The organism is Bacillus sp. FJAT-28004 (assembly GCF_001280845.1).
Taxonomy (GTDB): domain Bacteria; phylum Bacillota; class Bacilli; order Paenibacillales; family Paenibacillaceae; genus Pristimantibacillus.
Genome location: NZ_LGHP01000001.1, coordinates 2,582,366 through 2,607,751 on the forward strand (window position 1 = coordinate 2,582,366; position 25,386 = coordinate 2,607,751).

22 protein-coding genes are annotated in these 25,386 nt (G+C 43.6%); 17 read left to right on the top strand and 5 right to left on the bottom strand.

All coding sequences use genetic code 11. The features are described 5' to 3' along the window. The first annotated feature begins 92 nt into the window (after positions 1–92). From fsa to AC787_RS11105, 3 genes are all read left to right on the top strand, one after another. Entirely contained in the window at positions 93–761 is a 669-nt protein-coding gene (fsa, locus tag AC787_RS11095; RefSeq protein WP_054024840.1) for a fructose-6-phosphate aldolase, read from the top strand. A gap of 183 nt (positions 762–944) precedes the next feature. After that, positions 945–2,363, top strand: a complete 1,419-nt coding sequence (gndA, locus tag AC787_RS11100) for an NADP-dependent phosphogluconate dehydrogenase (RefSeq protein WP_054024841.1) — start codon at positions 945–947, stop codon at positions 2,361–2,363. Between the two features lie 290 nt (positions 2,364–2,653). Next, complete coding sequence (locus tag AC787_RS11105) at positions 2,654–4,132, top strand: Lsa family ABC-F type ribosomal protection protein (RefSeq protein ID WP_054024842.1); 1,479 nt, start codon at positions 2,654–2,656, stop codon at positions 4,130–4,132. 253 nt (positions 4,133–4,385) lie between these two features. Here the strand turns inward: AC787_RS11105 and AC787_RS11110 are convergent, their stop codons facing one another. Further along, the gene (locus AC787_RS11110) at positions 4,386–4,679 is read right to left on the bottom strand and encodes a DUF3817 domain-containing protein (protein ID WP_054024843.1); all 294 of its coding nucleotides are present in this window, start codon (positions 4,677–4,679) and stop codon (positions 4,386–4,388) included. A gap of 23 nt (positions 4,680–4,702) precedes the next feature. After that, on the bottom strand, positions 4,703–5,320 hold the full coding sequence (locus AC787_RS11115) for a TetR/AcrR family transcriptional regulator (RefSeq protein WP_054024844.1): 618 nt from the start codon (positions 5,318–5,320) through the stop codon (positions 4,703–4,705). Between the two features lie 133 nt (positions 5,321–5,453). Between AC787_RS11115 and AC787_RS11120 the strand changes: the two genes are divergently transcribed. Together AC787_RS11120 and AC787_RS11125 are read left to right on the top strand one after the other, a co-directional pair. Beyond that, positions 5,454–7,676, top strand: a complete 2,223-nt coding sequence (locus AC787_RS11120; RefSeq protein WP_054024845.1) for an MMPL family transporter — start codon at positions 5,454–5,456, stop codon at positions 7,674–7,676. 139 nt (positions 7,677–7,815) lie between these two features. Further along, positions 7,816–8,403, top strand: a complete 588-nt coding sequence (locus AC787_RS11125) for a hypothetical protein (RefSeq protein ID WP_054024846.1) — start codon at positions 7,816–7,818, stop codon at positions 8,401–8,403. On the opposite strand, the gene AC787_RS11130 is transcribed toward AC787_RS11125, so the two are convergent. After that, positions 8,387–9,799 (bottom strand): hypothetical protein, encoded by a 1,413-nt coding sequence (locus AC787_RS11130; protein WP_054024847.1) that lies wholly within the window; start codon positions 9,797–9,799, stop codon positions 8,387–8,389. The genes AC787_RS11125 and AC787_RS11130 overlap by 17 nt on opposite strands. A 123-nt stretch (positions 9,800–9,922) precedes the next feature. Between AC787_RS11130 and AC787_RS11135 the strand changes: the two genes are divergently transcribed. Then, entirely contained in the window at positions 9,923–10,363 is a 441-nt protein-coding gene (locus AC787_RS11135; RefSeq protein WP_054024848.1) for a DUF6376 family protein, read from the top strand. A 26-nt stretch (positions 10,364–10,389) separates the two neighbouring features. Beyond that, entirely contained in the window at positions 10,390–10,689 is a 300-nt protein-coding gene (locus AC787_RS11140) for a hypothetical protein (protein ID WP_321166114.1), read from the top strand. Positions 10,690–10,750: 61 nt separating this feature from the next. Here the strand turns inward: AC787_RS11140 and AC787_RS11145 are convergent, their stop codons facing one another. Together AC787_RS11145 and AC787_RS11150 are read right to left on the bottom strand one after the other, a co-directional pair. Beyond that, positions 10,751–12,202 carry a SulP family inorganic anion transporter gene (locus tag AC787_RS11145; RefSeq protein WP_054024849.1) on the bottom strand — a complete coding sequence of 484 codons (1,452 nt, stop codon included), beginning with the start codon at positions 12,200–12,202 and terminating at the stop codon, positions 10,751–10,753. Positions 12,203–12,482: 280 nt separating this feature from the next. After that, a complete protein-coding gene (locus AC787_RS11150) occupies positions 12,483–13,100 on the bottom strand; it encodes a DedA family protein (protein WP_054024850.1) in 618 nt (205 codons plus the stop codon). Between the two features lie 550 nt (positions 13,101–13,650). On the opposite strand from AC787_RS11150, the gene AC787_RS11155 reads away from it, so the two are divergent. The 10 genes from AC787_RS11155 to AC787_RS11200 all read left to right on the top strand — a co-directional run bounded on the left by AC787_RS11155 (position 13,651) and on the right by AC787_RS11200 (position 25,376). Continuing rightward, positions 13,651–15,054: an MDR family MFS transporter gene (locus AC787_RS11155; RefSeq protein WP_054024851.1), complete on the top strand. Its 1,404-nt coding sequence runs from the start codon at positions 13,651–13,653 to the stop codon at positions 15,052–15,054. A 17-nt stretch (positions 15,055–15,071) separates the two neighbouring features. Next, positions 15,072–16,010 (top strand): serine hydrolase domain-containing protein, encoded by a 939-nt coding sequence (locus AC787_RS11160; RefSeq protein WP_054024852.1) that lies wholly within the window; start codon positions 15,072–15,074, stop codon positions 16,008–16,010. A gap of 344 nt (positions 16,011–16,354) precedes the next feature. Then, the gene (locus AC787_RS11165; protein ID WP_054024853.1) at positions 16,355–17,680 is read left to right on the top strand and encodes a 5'-deoxyadenosine deaminase; all 1,326 of its coding nucleotides are present in this window, start codon (positions 16,355–16,357) and stop codon (positions 17,678–17,680) included. 76 nt (positions 17,681–17,756) lie between these two features. Next, complete coding sequence (locus AC787_RS11170; protein ID WP_054024854.1) at positions 17,757–18,854, top strand: XdhC family protein; 1,098 nt, start codon at positions 17,757–17,759, stop codon at positions 18,852–18,854. Continuing rightward, positions 18,772–19,389 (top strand): nucleotidyltransferase family protein, encoded by a 618-nt coding sequence (locus AC787_RS11175; protein ID WP_161807528.1) that lies wholly within the window; start codon positions 18,772–18,774, stop codon positions 19,387–19,389. Before AC787_RS11170 ends, AC787_RS11175 begins: the two co-directional genes overlap by 83 nt. A gap of 162 nt (positions 19,390–19,551) precedes the next feature. Beyond that, positions 19,552–20,706 carry a BMP family ABC transporter substrate-binding protein gene (locus AC787_RS11180; protein WP_054024856.1) on the top strand — a complete coding sequence of 385 codons (1,155 nt, stop codon included), beginning with the start codon at positions 19,552–19,554 and terminating at the stop codon, positions 20,704–20,706. Between the two features lie 106 nt (positions 20,707–20,812). Then, positions 20,813–22,348 (top strand): ABC transporter ATP-binding protein, encoded by a 1,536-nt coding sequence (locus AC787_RS11185; protein WP_054024857.1) that lies wholly within the window; start codon positions 20,813–20,815, stop codon positions 22,346–22,348. A 41-nt stretch (positions 22,349–22,389) separates the two neighbouring features. Further along, positions 22,390–23,475 carry an ABC transporter permease gene (locus tag AC787_RS11190; protein ID WP_152970698.1) on the top strand — a complete coding sequence of 362 codons (1,086 nt, stop codon included), beginning with the start codon at positions 22,390–22,392 and terminating at the stop codon, positions 23,473–23,475. A 17-nt stretch (positions 23,476–23,492) separates the two neighbouring features. Continuing rightward, positions 23,493–24,422 carry an ABC transporter permease gene (locus tag AC787_RS11195; protein WP_054024859.1) on the top strand — a complete coding sequence of 310 codons (930 nt, stop codon included), beginning with the start codon at positions 23,493–23,495 and terminating at the stop codon, positions 24,420–24,422. A 21-nt stretch (positions 24,423–24,443) separates the two neighbouring features. Then, positions 24,444–25,376, top strand: a complete 933-nt coding sequence (locus AC787_RS11200; RefSeq protein WP_054024860.1) for an FAD binding domain-containing protein — start codon at positions 24,444–24,446, stop codon at positions 25,374–25,376. The last annotated feature ends 10 nt before the right edge of the window (positions 25,377–25,386 follow it).

Below are 25,386 nucleotides of genomic sequence, written 5' to 3' on the forward strand. Positions count from 1 at the left end.
GCGCCGTAGTTTAGTCAGATTGTTCTATTGAGGCTGGAAGGTTTATAAAAAGTAATTTAAATTATAACCACAAAAAAATGGAGGTAATAACTATGAAATTCTTTATCGACACAGCGAATCTGGTAGATATCAAAAAGGCTTATAAAATCGGCGTCTTGTCTGGTGTTACAACTAATCCATCTCTGGTTGCCAAAGAAGGCGTTAAATTCGAAGATCGTATCGCTGAGATTTTACGCGAAGTGCCTGAGGTTGAATCCGTATCTGCCGAAGTAACTCCTGATGCCGAAACAGCTGAAGACATGATCGCACAAGCGAATGAACTAATCAAAATTAACAACAATGACAAAAACATCACCATTAAGCTTCCGATGACGCTAGCAGGTTTGGAAGCATGCCGCTACCTGACGAAGAAAGGTGTAAAAACAAACGTAACACTGATCTTCACCGTAAACCAAGCACTCTTGGCTGCCCGCGCTGGCGCGACGTATGTCTCTCCATTTCTTGGCCGTTTGGATGATATTTCGGAAGACGGCGTACTTCTCGTCTCAAAAATCGCAGAATTGTTCCGTACGCATAACTTGGATGCGCAAATCATCGCAGCATCGGTACGTCATCCGGATCACGTGACACGAGTAGCAATGGCTGGCGCGCATATCGCAACCATTCCTTTCTCAGTCATCGAGCAAATTTCCAAACATCCTCTAACGGATCAAGGCATGGAGAAATTCGCTGCCGATTGGAAAAAAACATCACAAGTTTAATTAGCGCTATGCTATACACCGGTTCTCGCGAAGAGGCATTCAAATGCCTCTTCCAACGAGTTATAAATCGCTATGTAAAGGAAAATCGATTTCAACATTTAAGAGTTTTCAGCAATCTAGATGAAGTGACGCTTTAAAAACGTTTTCTACAACGGGGCAGTATTAAGTGGGAGGTAGCAATAAATGAAAAAACAACAAATTGGCGTGGTCGGTTTAGCCGTTATGGGTAAAAATCTGGCCTTGAATATCGAAAGCAAAGGGTTCTCGGTTTCGGTATATAACCGCTCAGCCGAGAAAACCAATGAACTATTGGCAGAAGCGCAAGGGAAAGATTTTGTTGGTACGTACAACGTTGAACAATTCGTCCAATCGCTTGAGACGCCGCGCAAAATTCTTATTATGGTCAAAGCCGGCGAACCGACTGACGATACGATTAATCAGCTTGTTCCTTACCTTGATCAAGGAGATATTCTGATTGACGGTGGGAATGCATATTTCCCTGATACACAGCGTAGAAACAAAGATCTTCAGGCTCAAGGCTTCCGCTTCATTGGCGCAGGCGTTTCTGGGGGAGAAGAGGGGGCATTAAACGGCCCTGCGATTATGCCTGGTGGACAAAAAGATGCGTATGAGTTGGTTGAGCCCATCCTCACAGCCATTTCCGCCAAAGTGAATGGCGAGCCTTGCTCGACTTATATTGGAGGAGATGGCGCTGGCCATTATGTCAAAATGGTACACAACGGCATCGAATATGGCGATATGCAGCTCATCGGCGAAGCGTATCATCTACTCAAGGATGTACTGAACTTGAACACAAACCAGCTGCATGACATTTTCACAGAATGGAACAACGGTGAGTTGGATAGTTATTTGATCGAGATCACTGCTGATATTTTCAAAAAAATAGATCCAGATACCGGCAAACCGATGGTCGATGTCATTCTCGATTCAGCGGGGCAAAAAGGCACTGGCAAATGGACAAGCCAAAGCGCATTGGATTTAGGTGTTCCATTGTCCATCATAACAGAGTCCGTGTTTGCACGGTTTATGTCCGCGATGAAAGAAGAACGCGTAACCGCAAGCAAGCAGCTGAATGGTCCTTCGGTATCCAGCTATGATGGCGATCCTAAAGAATTCATTGAGGCTGTTCGTAAAGCTTTGTATACTAGCAAAATAGCTTCCTATGCACAAGGCTTTGCGCAAATGAGAGCTGCTTCTGACGCTTACAACTGGGATTTAAACTATGGCAAAATTGCGATGATATTCCGCGGAGGATGCATAATTCGTGCAAGATTTTTGCAAAATATTAAGGATGCTTATGATCGGAATCCGGAGCTGAACAACTTGTTCTTGGACGAGTACTTCAGCGAGATCGTTGATAACTATCAGGATGCTTGGAGAAACGTCATTTCGATTGCCGTAAATAGAGGAATTCCTGTACCTGCTTTTTCATCTGCTTTAGCCTATTATGACAGCTATCGGTCGGAGAGGCTGCCAGCTAATTTATTGCAAGCGCAAAGGGATTATTTTGGAGCACATACTTTCCAGCGTCTTGATAAAGAGGGAAGCTTCCATTACCAATGGATGAATAATAACGAATAAAGTACAAAAATTGTTGAATTCTAAAAAAAGGCATGATATGATACTTCTAATTTAATGATTGGAGTTGAAAAGAATAATGTAATATTTCTTGCTAATAAAAAATAATAAAACGATAAGTGCGATTTTTCGCATGTTTTATTTTTTATATGCAAGAAAGTTACTAATTCTTTTCACTCAATCAATATATCCTTGTCTAACTCTATATTGAGGGTTGGATTTGCTGTATTTATTTGAGCTACAAGAAAGTAACTTTCTTGTAGCTCTTTATATTTATACAGGAGGATGATTTCATGTCATTAATAAATGTAACAAACCTAACGTTTGCCTATGAAGGCAGCTACGATAACATATTCGAAAACGTAAGTTTTCAAATAGACACCGATTGGAAATTAGGATTTACAGGAAGAAACGGTAGAGGAAAGACAACATTTCTGAGCTTGTTGCTAGGCAAACATGAATACAGCGGAAACATCTCTGCTAATGTCAGTTTTGAATATTTCCCTTTTCATATTGAAAACAAAGGAGATAATACGCTTGATGTAATCAATGACATTTTCCCAGACTATATTCACTGGAAATTGTTACGAGAACTTTCGTTGCTAAAGGTTTCTGAAGATGTTTTGTATCGGCCCTTTGATTCATTATCAAATGGGGAGCAGACGAAAGTGCTGCTGGCTACATTATTTATTAAAGAAAATAGTTTTCTGTTGATTGATGAACCAACCAACCATCTCGATATGCATGCAAGAAAACTTGTTAGTGATTATCTCAACACCAAAAGTGGATTTATATTGGTGTCACACGATAGATCATTTCTTGATAACTGTGTAGACCACATCCTTTCAATCAATAAAACCAACATAGAAATCCAAAAAGGTAATTTTTCAGGTTGGTGGGAAAATAAAAAGAGACAAGATAACTTTGAGTTAGCAGAAAACGAAAAACTTAGAAGAGACATCAAACGTTTGTCAGATTCTTCTAAACGGACAGGAAATTGGTCAAATGAAGTGGAAAAAACAAAAAACGGAACAAGAAATTCCGGCTCTAAGGTAGATAAAGGATATATTGGCCATAAGGCTGCCAAAATGATGAAACGTTCAAAATCAATTGAGCAAAGGCAGCACTCTGCTATTAATGAAAAATCTAAGCTCCTTAAAAATATTGAAAACGCTGAGAGCTTAGAGATATCGCAACTTGCTTATCATAAAAACCAACTTGTTGAGCTTGAAAATGTTTCGATTTTTTACGGTGAGAAACAGGTTAGTGAGGTTTTGAATTTTACAATTGAGCAAGGTGAGCGAATTGCTCTTACGGGTAAAAACGGATCCGGAAAATCAAGTATTATCAAATTAATTTGCGGTGAGGATATAAACTATACAGGCACTTACAGGAAAGATAATCAGTTGGAAATATCCTATGTATCTCAAGACACATCTCATCTTCAAGGCAATTTGTCGGACTATGCAGCAAACAATGGGATCGATGAGAGCCTTTTTAAATCGATTTTAAGGAAGCTTGATTTTTCCAGAGTTCAGTTTGAAAAGGATATATCCGCGTTTAGCGGAGGACAAAAAAAGAAAGTGTTGATTGCAAAAAGTCTTAGTGAGAACGTTCATTTGCATATTTGGGATGAACCGCTTAATTTTATTGATATTATATCTCGCATGCAAATTGAAGAGTTACTGCTTGAATACTCACCAACCATTCTTTTTGTGGAGCATGACAGAGAATTTTGCAAAAATGTTGCTACAAAGGTTATTGAACTCTAATCTTAAAAAATACAATTAAGGGAATGAAAAGACCATTCATATTAATCGAACATTAATGAAGTCAGAGCTTTAGCTATTCAATAATGTTGATAAAGGAAATGGCTGTCAGATTTAATCTGACGGCCATTTTTTGTCTCTAAGCGCATGATTTTGCGGGATTTGCAGGACGGCCTCAGTCCAATGGAATTCAGGACTAAGGCCGCTTAACGGTTTTTATTATTTATACTGTCTACTTGACGGGGTGCAGTTCAGTTTATTCTTGATCGCGAAGCAGCTTCTTATCGAGAATAAAAGTGCCGAAGGGAAGAAAGGCTGCAATAAACGCTGCTGCTGCCTTGAAAATCGACCAGCGGTGTTTAATCCATACGTGGAAGACAGCAAAAATATAAAGAACGAATAAGAGACCATGAAGTCCGCCTACAATAGTCACGGGTTGTGGAATATCAGCCCAATATTTGAGAGGCATTGCAATTAACAGCAATAATAGAAAGGACAACCCTTCGATGAAACCAACGACCCGCAGACGACCGATTGCGGTTTTAAGCATTTGAAAACCTCCAATTAATATAATTACGAGCGAGGCTCTAATCCTGCCCACAGTAGTTCTACGATTTCGAACGCTGCTTGTTCCACAGTTTTTTCATTATTTATAATTTCTTTACGATTTCGAACGGTCAACATGGCTGTAAAGACATGAGCAAGCAGCATGGAGTCACCTCGCTTAATCTCACCCTTGTCCATTGCCTTCTGAAATACACTCCCAATTAATTCGTGTATAGCTTGCTCGCTCGTGCGAATACTCGTAATTTGCTCCTCCGTCAGACCGCTGGATGCTTCCCTCATCATCGTCTCGAACTCAACATGTGCATTGTTCATATGCCGCTCCGCAACAACAAGCATTCTTTCTTTCAGCGTACCGGGGCTGCTAACAAGCTTTGAAGTTTGATCATAAGCCATCTTCAGAATAAATTGGAGACATTCGGTGAACAACACGCCTTTATTATTAAAATAATAATAAACACTCGCTTTTGTAATCCCGCATGCTTGCGCTACACTTTCTAATGAAACTTTTTCGAACCCTTGATCCATAAATAAATAGGCGGCTGTGCGCAAAATCTGCTGCATCGTCTGAATTGAACCTGTGCCTTTGGGCCGGCCTGGTTTGCGTTTTATTTGGTCCTCGCTCATCGACATGCCCTCCATTCATCAAATTGTAATAAATATGAATTGATTAATTAACCTTTCGGTATATATAATTAATTTATCGCATGAGTTAATTTTAAACGATATTAGTCACGATGTGAAATGGAGGATTTGACAAATGATCGAAAGATTAGCAGCAATGGTCGCTGGACCACGTACAAGGTGGGTAACGCTAGTTGTTTGGATTGTATTAGCCGCACTTCTTACCGTATTTCTGCCAGCTGTGGGCGACAAAGAAGAGAGTAATGCTCCGAACCTTGAGGCTGACAGCCCATCGGTTGTCGCTGATCAGTTAATAAAGGAAAAGTTCCCAAGCTCATCTGGAATCCCTGCATTGGTCGTCTGGCATCGTGAAGGCGGCTTATCGGAAGAGGATTATACGCTTGTTCAAAAAACGACGCAGAAGTTAATTGAAAATCCTTTGAAAGAGCAGGGTGAGGTTATACCATTGCATCAAATGCCTTTGCCTGCTTTGCAGAAATTCTCTTCTGAGGATGGGACGACACTTGTTCAGCCAATCCTATTCGGAGAGCAAACTGAAACCGAAATTTTAAAGGAAAACATCGAGGCAATCAAAGTGGTTATCGGAGAAGCTTCAGGTAAAGATCCCTTTTCCGTACCTATTAATGATGATACTGAATTAAGCGTACGGGTTAGCGGTCCGGTTGGTATTTCGGTAGATGCAACCGATTTGTTCAAAGGAGCAGATGTATCGCTGATGATTGCAACGGTACTTATCGTACTGTTCTTGTTGCTCCTCATTTATCGTTCACCGATTCTTGCCATTATTCCGCTTATTGGTGTTGGATTTGCTTATGCCGTTACGGGACCTTTACTCGGATGGATGGCTGATGAAGGCTGGATAACGGTGGATGGCCAGGCCATATCCATTATGACCGTGCTCTTGTTCGGGGCTGGTACCGATTATTGTTTATTTTTTATTTCGCATTTCCGTCAAGAGCTCACACGCGAAAGTGACAAAATGAAAGCACTAAAACGATCGTTCAAGGACGCCTCGGGTGCAATAGCAATGAGCGGATTTACCGTAGTTCTTTCCTTGCTGGCTTTGCTTGCAGCTAAGTATGGTGCATACGATCGATTCGCAGTTCCGTTCAGTTTATCGATACTTATTATGGGGATTGCAAGTTTAACGTTAGTCCCTGCATTGCTTTCGATTATTGGAAGAGCCTCATTCTACCCATTTATTCCGCGTACGGATGTAATGGAACAAGCACGCGCAGACAAGAAAGGAAAAGTGTACCGCAAGCCAAATCCAGAGAAGAATCTCGGTTCCAAAATTGGCAATCTCGTAATTACCAAGCCATGGATGGTCGTTATCTCGTCTGTTTTGATATTAGGAATTTTCGCCAGCTTCTCAAGTCAAATTAAATTCACCTATGATTTGCTGTCTTCTTTCCCTAAGGATATGCCATCAAGAGAAGGCTTTGAAGTCATCTCAAAGACGTTTACGCCTGGAGATTTAGCTCCGATTACAGTGGTTGCTGAGACGGAAGGTGCTGTACCCGATTTAGCGGAAAAGCTTGCTGCTGTGCCGCTTGTTGACCATGTTCAGGAACCACAGCAAAGCGTTAATGACCCGAATTTGCTTTCATATACAGTCATCCTGAATACGAATCCGTATTCGCAGGAAGCGATGGAAACCATCCCATTACTCCATGCAGCAACAGAAGCAGCGCTTACAAATGCAAACGTTGCGGAAGCTGATCAAAAGGTATGGATTGCTGGCCAGACGGCAACTCAATATGATTCCAAGGTGCTAACGGATCATGATAATAATGTCATTATCCCTTTAGTTATCGGACTCATAATGATTCTGCTATTGGCTTATTTAAGATCTATTACCGCAACACTATACTTAATTGGCACCGTATTGCTGTCATATGCAGCGGCACTAGGATTAGGATGGATAATCCTGCATTACTTCATGGGAGTCGACGCCATTCAAGGTGCGATTCCGCTATATGCTTTTGTTTTCCTTATCGCGCTTGGTGAAGACTACAATATTTTCATGATCTCAAGCATTTGGAAAAAGAGCAAAACGATACCGCTGAAGCAAGCCATCAAAGAAGGAGTTAGTGAAACGGGCGGCGTCATTACGTCAGCAGGACTTATTCTTGCCGCTACGTTCGCTGTACTTGCAACGCTTCCAATCCAAGTGCTTGTCCAGTTTGGACTAATAACGGCGATCGGCGTGTTAATGGATACCTTTATCGTTCGTCCTTTCCTTGTACCGGCTATTACAACTTTGCTTGGTAAGAAAGCTTTCTGGCCAGCTAGAGCAACACTTGTTGAGGAGCAGAAACAGAAAGTAAAAGGATAACAACTGGAAAAGCTGTTTCGATCGTAGCTTCGACTACGGAGGAAACAGCTTTTTCATTCCTATAATTGAAACATTTTCCCAAATTATACCGTCTTATCTTAAAGGCATAAATGCCTGTTATAGAGAAAAGGTTGGGGGAGTGGATATCATTATTAAAAAGCAGTGGATCTCAGTTGGGTTAGTTTTGGCACTATTTGTCGGCAGCTTGTTTTTTATCCCATCGACTGTCCAAGCATGTTCATGTGTAAAAGCAGGTTCGGTTGAGGAAAGTAAAATTAAAAGCGACGCTGTATTTGAAGGAACGGCAACCTCCGTAAAAACTTCCTCCATAACATTATTTCGCTCCTCTGAGAAAGCGGTCAAAGCCAGCTTTCAAGTCAATGAAGTATGGAAAGGTCATGTTGCTCCAACGATTGAAGTGAAAACGGCTGAAAGCGAAGAAAGCTGTGGTTATGCGTTTAAAGAAGGAGAGCGGTATCTGGTTTATGCTACAACAACAGGTAAATCTCTAGAAGCACTCTGTAGTGCAACATTACTGCATAGTGAAGCTAATGAACATATTAAGCAGCTAGGCATGGGTTCATTGCCGCCGCAGCCCGGCATCACTGTTCAGCAAACGGATAGCTCATTTTCACTAAGCTGGTACATAGCACTCAGCGGTGTTGCTGTCATTTCACTTGTTTCATTATTGTTCAGTAAACGTAAGCAATCTAAATCAAGAACATAGCAACGATTGTTGTCACACAGAGACCAATGAGCACTGGTTTTAAATTACGACGAGCAAGTTCAAAAGGATCTACGCCGCAAATAGCCGCAGCAGGAATTAGCGCCCAAGGAATGATTGTACCGCCGCCAACCCAGATCGCAGCAACTTGACCGAGAGCAGTCAATGTGGCAATCCCTGAGCCAATAGCATGGCCAAATAGCTGTGCGATGGAGCCTGCAAGCGAAATGCCGGAGAATCCTGAACCGTCTAGGCCGGTTACCGCTCCCACTACTGTTAACGTGATGGAACCAACTACACCATTAACAGGCACGACGTGAGCAAGCGCATTACCTAGGTCATTGACAATTCCGTGCGATGCTTCGGGCAGCTTGTCGCCGAACATGGCAAGAAACCCAGAGTCGCCCAAATAAAAGAATGCTGCAATCGGTATAACCGGACCAAATACTTTGAATCCGAACAAGAACCCTTCAATTAAATAACTGGTTGTTTTCTCTAAGCCTTTGCCTCGATGCGTTAACATGGTAATAAAGAGCATGATGAGTATAGCTGTACCGCCAATAAGCGCAGTCGCATCGCCGCCTTGAAGATTAAGCACGAACATGGCGAGGATATCAAGAGCGAATAACAATGGAATAAGAGCTGCGAGCCAGCGCTTTGTGCGAAGTGAAAGAGCATTGCGGTCGGCTTTGGAGGTAGAGTCAGATGACTGATTAGTCTCCGCTGCTGATAGGACGAGACCATCACGCCAAGTACCTAGTTTCATATCACGCCGCATCATCCAGTAGGCAACGATCGTCGTGACAACCCCCATAACAATGACTAGCGGAATGCTGGCCTGCATGACGGCACTCACTGGAATGCCTGCAGCATCTGCTGTAAGCTTCGGTGCACCTTGGATGATATAATCACCTGACAAGGCGATGCCATGACCGAATAAGTTCATGGCAACAGCTGCTCCAAGGGCAGGCAAGCCAACGCGTAAAGCTACAGGGAGCAAGACGGCACCGATGAGCGCAACCGCTGGTGAAGGCCAGAAGAAAAAGGAAGTAACCATCATAATTAAACCAATTCCCCAGAAGGCAAGCGCGGGAGTTCTAAGAAAACGGGTAAACGGAGATATCATAATCTCGTTTATACCGGTTCGAATAAGAATACGACTCATGGCGACGATGATGGAAATAATTAAAATCGTTCCTAGCAGTTCTTTTATGGCGAAAATAAAGCTGTTAAAAATACCGCTTACAGAACCGCTTGCCGAAGTGGTTGCTAGTATGCCGATTCCTAAGATTCCCACAATACATATAAGCGTTGTATCGCGGCGCATCAGCATAAATCCAATGATTGCGACAATGAAGGTCAAATAAACCCAGTGAATCGCCGACAAATGAATGTCCATCTCGATCATCTCCTTGTGACATACACGAAACCAGCATGAGCTGATAATCGTACAGTAATGTATGCATCTACTCGTATAGGCGTTCATCTCGGTAGTAGGATGATTATGACAAGGAGGTTGCTTATGATTAAGCGAGGCGTTTCGATAATATTGCTCTCCATAATGCTAATGACAGCTGGCTGTGGTATTATTGAAGAAGTAGGTCAAACGGTAAATTTTGCAACAGAAACGACGGATTACTTACAATCGTTAACGGATTTCGGACAAGATATGAATACACTTGCGGAGCAAGCTGTGACGGATCTAGACAAAAGGACCGATTTAAAGGAGAAGCTTCTTGCACTGAAGGAACAGGTTGTCCATTATGAAGGTCTGCAGGTCCCGGATTATGCAAAAGATATCCACCAATCGATTGCCGATTACAATGCGACGCTGCAGCAGGGAATCGATCAAGCTCTAACGAATATCGAGCAGGGTAGAGCCGCTTTTGAATCGACGGGTATTCCAGATACGATCAACAAAATTAACGAGCTGTTAAATCAAATCAATCAGCTCGCGCCGTAATGAACGATTAGAAAGGAAGAACAGAAGTGATTAACATCAATGTATTGCAAGCCACAATGACGTACTCGAAAGAAGACGGCTATGTAGGGAATGTTCAATTCGGGGTAGAAGGCCATAAAAATGAGTATGAAATTGCATTGCACAGCAAGAGAGGCAAAGAGTGGGGTTATGGCTTGTTTTTCCTTCATGAATCAGGCAAAGAAGAAGAACTGCTAGCACTCGAGGATTTGTTAGAAGAAGATGATGAGTTGTTTGATTTCTTTGTGGATACTGCCAAGGAAAAGCTGGTTAAGGAAGAGCTGGTTAAGGAAGAACAACAAGAATAATGATTCATAAGAAAAGCTCATGCAAGCACACTTAAAGGTGCGTTTGCATGAGCTTTATTTGTTAATGTCCGCCAGATGAAGATAAGCCCAAATGACGTATGATCAATTTGCTTTCTTCATTGAGCCCGGTAAAGGACACTTGCTTGTCTAATTGCTCATATTTGCTCTTGACCTTCGATATTGCGGTTACTGCTGATTGATCCCATACATGCGAGCCGCTAAAGTCAATGGTCACGTGTGATGGATCATCTTTGTAATTAAACAGCGTTACAAAACGGCTGGTCGTACCGAAAAACAACTGTCCGGTTACTTGATAAGTACGAGCCTTCGTACTCTCAGCCGCGGTGGAAACGCGGATTTTTGCCATTTTACCGACGAATACAAATGCACTAAGCACAACTCCGGCAAACACGCCTTTTGACAAGTCATGTGTGATAAGAACAATGACTACAGTAACGATCATGATTAGCGCATCGGTGCGTGGAACCTTATGAATGTGGAAAACTGATTTCCAATCAAACGTGCTAATGGATACCATAATCATGACGCCGACTAAAGCAGCCATCGGAATTTTATTGACAACGTCGCTTAATGCCATAATAAGAAACAGTAGAAATAATCCGGCTACTAAGGTGGAAAGTCTTGTCCGACCGCCAGACTTCACATTAATGACTGATTGTCCAATTAATGCACAGCCTGCCATTCCGCCGAAGAAACCTGTCACAATATTTGCAATGCCTTGCCCGCGTACCTCTTTGTTTTTGTTGCTTGTCGTATCTGTCATTTCATCAAGGACCGAAGCAGTTAAAAGCGACTCCAAAATACCTACGATGGAGAGTGAGAAGGAGTATGGCAATATGATCCACAACGTATGGAGTGAAAATAACGTATCCGGGATATGAAACAGCGGCAGCGTACTTTCGATTAAACCTCTGTCGCCAACGGTTTTGAGATCCGCTCCTATTGCTACAGCGATAATGGATACGATGATAATTGCAGCTAGTGGAGAAGGTATAATCTTTGTGAATTTAGGCAGCGTATAGATAATGACTAATGTTAATGCAACAAGCGCATACATGACCCAGGAAGCGCCGACAAAATGAACTAGCTGTGTGGTAAAGATGAGTATGCCTAGAGCGTTGACAAAGCCAAGCATAACGGATTGCGGAACGAATTGAATGAGCTGCCCCAGCTTGAGTACACCCATGATATACTGCAATACACCTGCCAATATCGTAGCAGCGAATAAGTACTCCATTCCATGGTCTTTCACTAGCGAAACCATCAATAACGCCATCGCACCTGTGGCAGCGGAGATCATCCCCGGTCTTCCTCCGACGATGGAAATAATGACTGCGATACAGAAGGAGGCGTACAATCCGACCATTGGTCCAACACCCACCATCAAAGAAAAAGAGATAGACTCCGGGATGAGCGCTAACGCCACCGTAATACCCGCCAAAATATCACCGCGAACATTAGAAAACCAAGATTTTTTTAGTTGTTCAAGCAAAGCAAATAAACCTCCTAAATTGCAGTGATTAGTCCATTTTACTGAAACTACCAACGTAGAATCGTTAATGGTTGACTTTCCTCTCGCAGAAAAGCCGGGGCCGTTGCACACTGATCGTTATTATACAACAAATGAAATGAAAACAATGTGGTTCGATTTGCTGAGAAAGCGATTACATCGAGTGAATACGCCAGTTATCATAGATTATCTTATTTTTCGACAATAGGCTCTGAATAGAAAAGAACCACCGCTTTTGCGATGGCTCTTGAACTTGAATAGGCTACATTGGCCGCTCGATATGATTCTTTTGTTGTTTACTTTTATAATATTTATAAACAATAAAGCCAACAACGACGATAATAATGGCATAAATGATCCATATACCGTATTTATAAATATGATCAGAGAGGTCTTGCACTTGATCTCCAACGAAAGTACCGATAATAAAGTACAGGAGTGTCCATACAAATGCGGATGGATAAGCGAAGATGGCGAATCTTTTATAAGGCATGCGGTTCATTCCCATAACATAAGGCGTGACATGTCTTAAAAAAGGAAGGCAGAGGCTAAGGCTGATCGCGTAGCCGCCGTACTTTTCACTTAACTGCTCGGATTTAGCAACGAATTTACTTATGTTCTTCTTTTGGCTAAACCAGTTGGACAACTTACTTCCTGCAAATCTACCAATGCTGTAACCAAAGGTCATAGCAGAGCAAATTCCGAGGCATGTCATAATAAAAGCAGGTATCGGCGATAAAACACCGGACTCCGCTAAGGCTCCGCCTGTCATCACGACTGCTTCATTAGGTATTGGTAATCCAATTAAGCCGAGACATAAAACAAGGAATAAAGCGAAATAACCAAAATCATCTATTATGTTCAATAACAAATCATACATTGATCAACATCCTTACCTGCCAAAAAATAGAATTTTTATTATTTCACTTCAAATATGTTAACATATCCGAATCCGAAAGGATACCATTCATACGAATGGCGAAAGGAAAGGATTCAAATTTAACCATTTCGTAACTAATTGCTTAAAACAAGCAGTTACAATAGGGAATAGGTTTTATATGTATGAAGGGGCGACTATTCTCATGCTAGATTTCCAAAAAAAGGTGGATGCTTTACGGCGATATGAATCGCTATGTTTTACGTTATGTGTCAGAATCTTAGTAGAAGAACATGCTTCTTATAAAACAGCTGAACAGGTTTTGTGTCAGCTTTTTGGCGATCGTGAATTTTGGCTCACAGCTGAAAGTGATCGATCGCAATACATATTGAAGGTCTGTACCAAATTATGTATGAAAAAGAGAGAGATTCGTTTATCGCGAACGTCATGATTTAAATAAATACTGTTGATATTTCATGCTTCCAGCGACCATAATAGAAAGGTCATATGAATTTTTTTTAAGTTACAATGCTGTTCACAGAAAGGATGAACAATGAAAGCTAATCAGACTCGGAAAAAAGTAACCATTGCATTATTCGTCGCCACATTTCTTGCCGCAATTGAGGGGACGATCGTCAGTACAGCCATGCCAAGCATTACAGGTGAACTTCAAGGTATACAGCAGTATAGCTGGATCATTTCGATTTATTTGCTGGCAACCGTTATCACTACCCCTGTCTACGGCAAATTATCCGATCTTTACGGACGAAAGAAAATATTTATTATCGGGGCTTTAATTTTTCTTGCTGGCTCCATGCTTTCAGGTGTAGCACAAACGATGAATCAGCTTATTATGTTTCGTGCTCTGCAAGGATTAGGAGCTGGGGCGCTCACGACGATTCCTTATACGATCATTGGTGATTTATATCCCTATGAACAGCGTGCGAAGGTTCAGGGTTGGATGTCAAGCATTTGGGGGATAGCGGGCATTTCAGGTCCGTTGTTTGGCGGCTTATTGGTCGATTACGTATCCTGGCGGGCAATCTTTTATATGAATCTTCCGTTTGGTATCGTTGCTATTTATTTGCTCTCCACCTCGCTTCGGGAGACATTGGAGAAGAAAAAGAGGCATATCGATTATCCAGGCATCATCACCTTTACCATCGCAATGTTCAGCTTCTTGTATGCGATGACGCTAATCCGGGATGCCGAGGGCGGAAACAGCAATGCGATGACCATTAGCGTATTATTCGGAATAGCTGTACTATTTTTCTTCGTATTTGCCCGTATCGAAAAACGTTCTCCAGAACCAATCATTCCTTTCCAGCTATTTCGGAATCCGATAATTAGTATGGCGAATCTGAGCAGTTTTTTATTATGTGTAATCAATGTCGTCATTATATTTTATTTGCCTTTATGGATTCAAGGCGTTTACGGCAAACCGGCAACGTATTCGGGACTTGCCATGATTCCACTTTCGGTAGCATGGCCGCTAGGCTCCATATTAGCCGGGACTTGGATAGCTAAAAAAGGTTTGCGCTTTATTAGCGTTGCGGGCTCTTGCTTCTTGTTCGTCAGCAGCATCGGTTTCGCGTTTATGACAGCCTCAACATCCATTGTATTATTTATCATTTATACGTTTTTGGCAGGACTTTCGTTTGGCTTATCACTTACATCCATAACGGTAGCCGTATCATCAGCTGTCGGCTGGGAGCTTCGTGGATCTGCTGTAGCCAGCAACAATTTCATTCGTACACTCGGTCAGACGATCGGGATCACTGTTTTTGGCTTGCTGCTTCATACCGGACAGGCAGATCGAATTGAATCAACGGTTCTAGCTGGAAGCTTACATACGATATTTGTTTGGGTAGCCGTATTGTCGGTTTTTGTTGTATTTGTTTCAATTGGCATGCCTAAGTTTAAGCAAGCTGAACAGCAGCAAAGAAATGCTTCTTAGAAAGGTCGATTAAACAGATGAAATCAATAGATTTGGAAGCTTATAGCAAGCTGCTTGCCGAATGGAAAATGAAATCTGTCATCGTGCTTCAAGGACAAAGGCTGTTAGGGGAATGGTATGAGAGCGGACAGGATTCAATCGGTCCGCTCTATTCTTGCACGAAAAGCGTCTTATCCGCATTAATTGGAATCGCGATTGATAAACGGTTTTTGAAGAGCGTGGAAGAGCCTATTACCGATTACTTGGATCATCCCCCAGAAATAAGCGATGCGCTCAGCCAAATCTCGATAAAGCATTTGCTGACTATGACGCCTGGATTTGATTGGCCTGACTTTGACAAGCCCTATAAAGCGTTGAAAGCAGCGAAGGATCCGATACAATTCGTATTTAATCAGCCGTTGATCTCAGAGTCAGGAACGGCCTTTGCCTATAATTCAGGCGGATCACATCTGTTATCGGCGATATTGACGAAAGCAACCGGCATGCCTGCTCTTTCGTTTGCCAAAGACTATTTGTTTGGTCCACTTGGCTTTCGCAGTGCGAGATGGATGGAACGAGCCGGTGTTAATGAAGGTGGAACCGGACTTCACTTATATGGCAGAGATCTTGCGAAGATAGGCAGTTTATTTGCTTCAAATGGACAGTTGAACAACGAGCAATTGATATCAGCTTCATGGGTGGCAGAATCGACACAGCTCCATCACCGTGGATTGATGCAATACGAACCGCCGATATATGGCGGCTATGGCTATCACTGGTGGCATTCACCTGAGAATCATAACGGGCATTGCGATTGTTATTTTGCTTTTGGCCATGGCGGTCAATATTTGCTAATCGCACCGGAGTATGAGCTCGTAATTGTAGTTCGGAAACAAATAACGAAGCGGAATGAAGCAATATGGTCAAGAAACCTCATATTTGAACATATTATTCCGGCATATTTAAGTACAAGGTAATCACAATATGAATTGAAGTAGACATAAACCGTTTCTAACACGATATTTTCGTGCTTGAAACGGTTTTTTTGCTCTTTTCGCTGAATTGAATTTGTTCTAGTAAATAACGTGTTACATACGTGTTATATTGTGGCGTGAATCCGTTAAAAAGCATATAAATATTTAATGAAATGTATTGCCAGACAATCGATTCTGCTTTAATATGTTAGATAAGCTTACACATCGAAAGTGGAAGACAATATTTTCTTTCTGTTTGCAGGATGATCGTCATGCTGTAGTTATTAATATCTGAATATTCTGCGAATTAAACGTACTGGTATTTGAGGCTTGAGGGGGATTTATAAATGACAACAATGCTAATTCGGAACGCTGTTGTGATGACGATGAACAATGATGATCAGATTTTCACAGGCGATGTGTTAATAGAAGGAAATCGAATTACGCAAATCGCTGAACGACTGGAAACGCAGGATGTGGATCGTATTATTGATGCGGGCGGGAAAGTGCTGCTGCCCGGGTTTGTACAAACGCATATCCATCTATGCCAAACATTATTTCGAGGGAGAGCCGATGATTTATCGCTTATTGAGTGGCTGAAGGAAAAGATTTGGCCGCTCGAGGCTGCCCACAGTGAGGATTCTGTTTATTACTCAGCCATGCTCGGGATTGGTGAATTGATTCGCAGCGGTACAACGACGATTTTGGATATGGAGACGGTCCACTATACGGAATCGGCTTTTCAGGCTATTAAAGAAAGCGGTATTCGAGCTCTTTCTGGAAAAGTCATGATGGATCATGGTACAGAGGTGCCGCTTGCTCTACAAGAAAATACACAAAAATCACTTCAAGACAGCGTGGATCTATTGGAAAAATGGCATGGTGCCGAAAATGGGAGAATTCAATACGCCTTTTGTCCGCGCTTTGTTGTTTCATGTACCGAGGAATTGCTTATTGGCGTTCGTGACCTATCTGCGGAGTATGGTGTAAAGGTGCATACGCATGCATCGGAAAACCTGGGTGAAATTGCGATGGTCGAAGCGGAACGCGGGATGAGGAATGTCGTCTATCTCGATCATATTGGACTTGCGAAACCGAATCTAATTTTGGCTCATAGCATTTGGCTTGATGATGAAGAGAAACAAATCATTCGGGAGAGGGGAGTGAAACTTACCCATTGTCCGGGCTCTAATATGAAGCTGGCATCAGGCATTGCTGAGATTCCACATCTTCTTGAACAAGGTATAGACATTGGTATTGGTGCGGATGGTGCGCCTTGCAACAACAATTTGGATATGTTTCAGGAGATGCGCTTAACCGCCTATATGCAAAAGGTGAAACATGGTCCGACGATTATGAATGCAAAAACGGTGCTGCGGATGGCGACGATGGGTGGTGCGAAGGTGCTTGGCCTTGAAAAGGAGATCGGCAGCATCGAGATTGGGAAGCTCGCTGATTTGCAACTGCTTGATTTGGAGGATTTCCATGTGTATCCATCATTCGATGCGGATTGGTATTCTAGAGTCGTTTATGCGGCAACAAGAGGTGATGTCGATACGGTTATTATTAATGGGCAAGTGGTGATGGAGAACAAAATGGTGAGAACTGTCGATAAAAAAGTCGTCTTAAAAGAAGCGGATCGCTCGCTCAAAAAATTGATCGCTCGATTGTAGTTGTTAGGTTGTAACTCTAGGCTGCATGGTTACCCTGCGAGGGCTAATAGCGCTAATGCTTATGGAGGGATAGCGGATGGATATGCACGATGTATTGGAATCGCTGAAGGCAAGCGACGAGCCGAGTGTGCTCGCTACAATTGTATGTGTAGAGGGACATTCCTATCGTAAGGTCGGAGCATCGATGTTGTTCAACTTCTGCGGTGAGCAGATTGGTTCGATTAGTCCAGGTTGCTTAGAACAAGATTTATTGGAGAGGGCAGCGGGCGTATGGGATTCCAGTCAGTTCATTTGCATTGATTACAACATGAAACCCGAAGAGGATGCCATATGGGGCGAGAATGTCGGCTGCGGTGGCGAAATTCGTTTATTGCTTGAGCCTGTGGAAGGGCGATTGCGGACGATTTTGCTTGAAGCGAAAATGAAAAACGATGCAGGCATTTCCGTTAGGCTTGAGCGAAGCTGGAATGAAAAAGATATTAACTACGTTCTTATTGATAACATTGGCGATCAATCTGCGGTTAAATATGGAGATGAACTGGATAGTAATTCTAATCAAATGTCGATTGTAATTACGCCTAGGCCTCGTCTGGTGTTATTCGGGGTAGGGAAAGATGCGGAGGCTATTTATTCGTTAGCGATACAAATTGGCTTTCGTGTTGTGATGACAGATTGGCGGCCAGCATTATGTACGATGGAACGTTTTCCGCAAGCTGAGTTTGCGGTTGGATCGCCCGTGCAAATTATGGATCAAATACAATTCTGTCCAGATGATTATTTAATCGTGTGCAGTCATAACTTGCAACAGGATAAGGACATGATTCGGCTTGCATTGCCGATGAAGCTTGTTTACATCGGTGTTTTAGGCTCGAAGAAGCGGATTCGGATGCTGTTTGAGACCTTTCTAATTCCATCGAATGTTCACGCTCCGATCGGTCTTTCCATTAATGCGGACGGACCGTATGAAATAGCGGTCAGCATTGCTGCAGAATTGATTGCGATTCGTGCTGGAAGGGAAGGCGGTTCGCGAAGGGAGGGTAGCAAATATGCGAATTTCAGCCCTTTATTTAGCAGCAGGGCAGAGCAAGCGTATGGGAGTTCGAAAGCAATCGCTCGAGCTGTCGAAGAACAAGCCGCTGGCGCGAATGGGACTGCTTGCTCTTTTATCCAGTGATCTTCATAGGGTAAACGTTGTAGTGCATCCTGATGATTCAAAAGTTTGGATTGGCACAGAAGGAAGTGCTTTATGTACTTCTAATCGTAATCTACCTGATGCCGTCAGTGTAATCGTATGTACGGAAGCGTCGAAGGGAATGTCTTATTCGATCCGCTGCGGCCTTGAAGCGCTTTTGAGAGAGGAACCTGCTTTAAATGCTGTTGTTGTTGCGCTCGCTGACCAACCCTTTATTACTTCTGGAATGATTGATGGCCTTATACGCTGCTGGAGTGAACGTCCGGAGCTGGATTTTGTCGCAACCGCAGTGCATGAATCAGAAGGAGGAGAAATTGTGTTAATGCCACCGGCGATATTATCCCGCTCCATGTTCGACTCGCTACTTCAATTAAGGGGGGATGCTGGAGCTCGCAAGCTGTTCGAATCAACTGATTTTCAGGGATTTGGACTGTTAGCTGTGGATCGTCAGTCGCTATTTGACGTTGATACCCCAGCTGACTTTGATTTGGCACAAAAATGGTATTTGGGCTCGTGAATGGAGTGTTTAGGTTATTGGTCTCAACCAAAACGAGCGATAACGATTGGAGCTGATCACGGCAGCTTCCAGGAGTCTTATGCGACAAGAGGCGATAATGTACAGAATCAATAAGGTACCTTATCATCTTTTGAAAAAAATAGAGAGTCGGGGAGGAACGGTATGAAATCGTACAAAAAAGCATTTTCCGCAAGCTTAGCACTTCTTATAACGCTAGTAATGGTCAGTAGTGGTTGTTCAAGCAACAAGTCGAACAAGGTTGATGAGGGTGCAGGAAAAGCGACGGAAGCCCCAAAGAGTGAGGCGGCTACGGATGAGTCTGCTAAGCTGCCGCGTGTGGCGTTCGTTTATATCGGGCCTCCAGGAGATGGCGGTTGGACTTTCGAGCATGACAAAGGAAGATTGTACATGGAGGAAAAGCTTGGCATAAAAGCAGATACGGTTGAGAACGTACCTGAGAGCGCGGATGCGGAACGAATCATTACTGAGCTTGCGCAAAACCATGATGTCATCTTTACGACTAGCTTTGGATATATGGACTACACATTAAATGTAGCGAAGAAATTTCCGAACGTGAAGTTCCTTCATACCGCCGGCTACAAAACCAATGAAAATATGGGCACATTTTTCGGCAAAAATTTCGATGCCAGTTACTTAAGCGGTATAGCAGCAGGCAAAATGACGAAAAAAAATGTAATCGGATATGTTGGCGCATTCCCGATTCCAGAAGTCATTTATAACATAAACGCCTTCACGCTAGGCGTGCAAAGCGTAAATCCAGAAGCCAAAGTGAGCGTCGTATGGACGAATACTTGGTTTGATCCAACAACGGAGCGACAAGCAGCAGTGAGTCTTCTTGATAAAGGCGCAGATGTTCTGCTCGCTTATCAAGATTCGCCGGCAACATTGCAAGCAGCAGCTGAACGCGGTGCTATGGCTGGAGGCAATGATTCCGATATGACAAGGTTTGCTCCAGAAGCGTATTTGACCAATCCGATTTGGAACTGGGGACCTTATTATACCAAAACGGTTCAATCCATTATCGATGGCACTTGGAAAAGTGAGCAATATTCTGGATCTCTAGCTGACGGTATGGTCGACATTGCACCGCTTGGTCCAAGTGTGCCAGAGGATGTGAAAACGCTAGTGAATGATACGAAAACAAAGTTGATAAGCGGTGAGTTTAACATCTTTACAGGTCCGATTACGGATGCTGCCGGCACAGTAAAGGTTGAGGCTGGCAAGACGCTGACGCTTGATGACATTTTGGTGATGGATTGGTTCGTAAAAGGCGTCGACGGCACGATCCCGAAATAAACGGCTTTGCTTATATGAATAAGTCAACAAATCCCTGAATATAGGGATTTGTTGATTATTCAAAGCTTTTCAAGTTTGCTTCACAAACGTTGAAGGAAGTGATGTTATGCATAAGAAGTATTCGGTGGAGATGCACCAAATCGTGAAGCATTTTGGTACCGTCGTAGCGAATGATTTTGTTGATTTTCGTGCAAAGCCGGGACAAATTCATGCGCTGCTAGGTGAGAACGGTGCGGGCAAAAGCACGATGATGTGCATGCTCTCGGGTGTATATAGGCCGACTAGCGGAGACATCTTCATAAACGGAGAGCTCGCGAGGATTCGTTCACCTAAGGATGCGATGAAGCTTGGCGTAGGTATGGTATTTCAAAACTTTCGCCTCGTTCAAACACTGACTGCTGCTGAAAACATCATTTTGGGAGAGAGCTCATCGTTTTGGAGAGGCAACAAATGGATGAACGCAAAACAGCAAGAAATCGAAGCGATTGCAGCGCAATTTGGATTGTCATTTCCGGTTAATCGCCCAATCTGGCAGCTATCCGTTGGCGAGCAGCAAAGGGTCGAAATCGTTAAGACGCTTTATCGCGGCGCAAACCTAATTATTTTGGATGAACCAACCTCGGTGCTGACGCCCGGTGAGGCGGAGCAGCTGTTTGCAACGCTGGAGCATATGAAAGCTAAAGGGAAAACGGTCATATTGACCACCCACAAACTGAAAGAGGTTATGGCTGCTTCTGACCATATATCGGTTATGCGTAAAGGCAAGCTCATTCATACGATGGAAACATCAGCGACGAATGAGCGTGAGCTCGCAAAACTTATGGTCGGAAAAGAAATCCGCGAAAGCCGTCCTTTCCTTCCTAGGTCGCTAGGAAAACGATTGCTTGACGTACAGCAGGTAGACGTATATGGAGATCATGGCAAAAAAGTGCTTGATCATATTAAGCTTCATGTCAATGAAGGAGAAATTGTTGGAGTAGCAGGCGTTGCTGGAAATGGTCAGAAGGAGATTGCCGAGATGCTTACCGGTCTTAGAGCGTGGAAGCGCGGAATGATCTATTTTAACGGTAAAGAATTGCAAAATGGGTCAGTCAGAGGAGCGATCGAATCGGGAATCGCTCACGTACCGGAGAATCGTATGAAAAGCGGTCTGGCCGGCAGCCTTGGCATCGTTGATAATTTGCTGTTCAAATCGTACCGAACGAAGGAGCGCTCTCGCTTCGGATTTCTACGTATAGGTGTGAATCGAACGTGGTCGCAAGATTTGGTCGAGCAATTTGATGTCAGGACGCCTGGTCTCGATACGCCGGTTCAGCATTTGTCAGGCGGCAATCAGCAAAAACTGCTATTTGCGCGAGAGGTACATCAACAACCGCTGCTAATGGTAGCTGTCCATCCGACACAAGGACTCGACGTTGGCGCCACGGAAGGCGTTCATCGACTGTTATCTGAAATGCGGGATGATGGCAAAAGTGTATTGCTCATTTCAGAGGATTTAGACGAGGTTATGCTGCTCTCTGATCGTATTCTCGTCATTTATAACGGACAAATCATTGGCGAAATGGCACGCGATGCAGCGGATCGAGAAAAAATTGGCATGTATATGGCGGGACTCCTTGATGCAGAGGAGGAAGCTGGGTGAGTGAACAAAAAACAAGTTTAGCCAAAGACGGAGCACTAACGATCGAAGCTGTTCGTGAGCCAAACAGATGGAGATTTCGCTCATATCGCATTGAGATTGACAGCACCAAAAAAGGGGGCTCATGGTGGATCCCACTCGTGTCAGTGCTGCTAGCTTTAGTGGTATGCGGCATTTTCATTGCAGCAAATGGGATGAACCCGCTTCCTGTATACAAAAAAATGTTTACTGGAGCTTTCGGCACCTCATACGGCTTGACTGAAACGCTCGTCAAAACCATCCCTCTACTGCTATGCGGGCTTGGCGTAGCGATAGCTTACCGTATATCTGTATGGAATATCGGCGCAGAAGGACAATTCGCTGCAGGGGCAATGGCCGCTACTGCGGTCACGATTTATTTTCCGAATATGCCAAGTATCCTCGTTATTCCCGTTATGATCGTATTCAGCATCGTTGCTGGTGGTATTTGGGGGCTGTTAACGGCCATTCCTCGCACTTATTTTCAAGTAAATGAGCTGGTTACTTCGCTAATGCTCAATTACGTTGCGCTGCTTGCCATGGATTATTTTGTGTTCGGACCTTGGAAAGATCCGAAGGGCATGAATTTCCCAGGAACACCGATGTTTACAGAAGCACAGTCGTTGCCGGTTCTTGGTGATACAAGGCTGCATCTCGGTTTATTGTTCGGCATAATCGCCATTGTGCTGTATGGATTCTTCATCAAATACACGCGCTGGGGTTATGAGCTCAGGCTGATTGGTGCTAATCCCGAAGCTGCCAAAAATGCGGGCATCAGGCTTAGCAGACATATTTTACTCGTCATGCTCATAAGCGGAGGTCTGGCCGGACTTGCTGGAATGGCCGAGGTATCGGGTGTAACGCATCGTCTTATGTATGGCATATCGCCAGGTTACGGCTACACGGCAATCATTGTAGCATGGCTTGCTAAATTACATCCAATCGGACTGGTCGTCTCCTCGTTCTTGTTTGGAGGACTTATCGTAGGAGGGTACAGCGTGCAGACGATTGGGCTTCCTTCCTCTATATCAGAAATGCTGCAGGGTGCGATTTTGTTTTTTCTAATTGCAGGCGGCACAATCAGCAAATTTCGCCTTCGTAAAATCCGCTGAAAAGGAGAAGCTGAGCGATGGAAATGATGTATCAAATGCTGCTTGCCGCCATCTCCTCTGGTACTCCGTTATTGTTCGCAACACTAGGCGGGATATTGATTGAGAGATCAGGCATTATCCAATTAGGCGCTGAGGGCCTTATGTTGATGGGCGCTGTTACGGCATGTCTGACCTTTCTGCAAACTGGCAGCTTGACGGTCACATTGCTCGCCGTTTGCGGAATCAGTGTGTTGTTAGGCGGTATTCATGCTTTTCTTAGTGTATCGCTTCGGGCTAATCAAATCGTATGCGGCCTTGCAATGACATTGTTTGGAGCTGGTTTAAGCGCTTATCTAGGCAAATCCGTTAGTGGACTTCCTGTACCGAGAGCAGTGCCAAAGCTTGATATGCCTTGGCTTGAAGGTGTTCCGTTTATTGGCCGCATCTTTGCTCATCTTGATCTGCTGACTTGGTTTAGCTTCCTGCTGGTCATCGTGCTTCATATATTTATTCACCGAACCTCATGGGGATTGCATCTACGGGCGATGGGCGATAATCCGGCAACAGCGGATGTCATGGGGATTCGTGTTCAAGGATTTCGTTATGGTTATATTATCGTTGGTTCTGTATTAATCGGATTGGCGGGAGCGGATTTGCTCCTTGTTTACTCGCCAACATGGACCGAGGGGATGACAACAGGACGCGGCTGGATTGCAGTAGCATTAGTTATCTTTGCTAGATGGAATCCGATAAGAGCTCTCTTATGCGCTTATTTCTTTGGAGCGTTAGACATGTTAGGCTTCCGCATCCAATTATTAGGCAGTGAAATTCCATCCTACTTTTTAAAAATGATTCCATATGTCGTAACCATATTCATTCTCATGTTTCTTGGCTGGCGCAATCGCAATAAACCATCCGGCTCACCCGAGGCGCTGGGCGTACCTTACATTCGGGAGCAACGATTCTAACGATAATTGGGGGGGAGAACAATGAGCATGAATGTACAGGAGATCATATTGACTCCTCTTGTATGGCATCCTCAGTCGGCCGCGGAGGCTTGGCTGCTCAAACAAAGCTATGGGCTGGAAGGTGTATATATTTCAGGCGGAACCTTACTTCGAACACAGTGGGAATCAGGCATTTCTGCTGTCCCGAAACATTTGATCGATTTGAGTGCTATTCGTGGATTAAACGAGGTTAAAATCGGCGAATCAGACGTTATCATTGGCGGCCAAGTGAGCTTGCAGGCTTGTCGGACGAATGCATTTCTGCGGCGAAACTTTCCACTATTCACCGATGCTTTACGTGTGATAGCAGCGCCATCCATTCGGCATTTAGCAACGGTCGGCGGCAATGTTTCTTCCATGATTGGAGATTCTATCCCCGCGCTCCTTGCTTATGACGCTGAAGTCATTTGGTATAACGGACTAATAGAGCAACAAGTTCCATTATCCGACTATCTGCTTCTAACAAACGATCCGAATCAAGGAAATGAGAGATTGCTTCTCAGCATTATCCTACCTTTCACGAAATTAATGGAAGAGAGCTCAGTATGTAAGGATGAAGAAGATAGTGCCATTTCGAAAATCAAGCGTTTTGGCGCTTACCATAAAGTAGGACGTCGTGAAGCATTTACTCCTTCTATCGTAACAGCGGCCATAAATGGTGCCATTTCGCCTACTGGCGTGCTCACGGAACTTCGGATCGCGCTTGGAGGCGGACAGATGGTTCCGCAAAGGCTCGAACCATTAGAGGAAGAAATCGTTGGTACGGCCGTGGATAATAAGCTCCTTCAGCGTGTATATGACCGCATTTTGCAAGTGTATGAACCTAGGGAAGATCTGTTCGCAACAGCGTCATATAGGAAGATTACAGCAGCTAACGTTATCACAGCGGAGCTTTGGAAGGCAGCTAGAGATTAAGGAATGACAG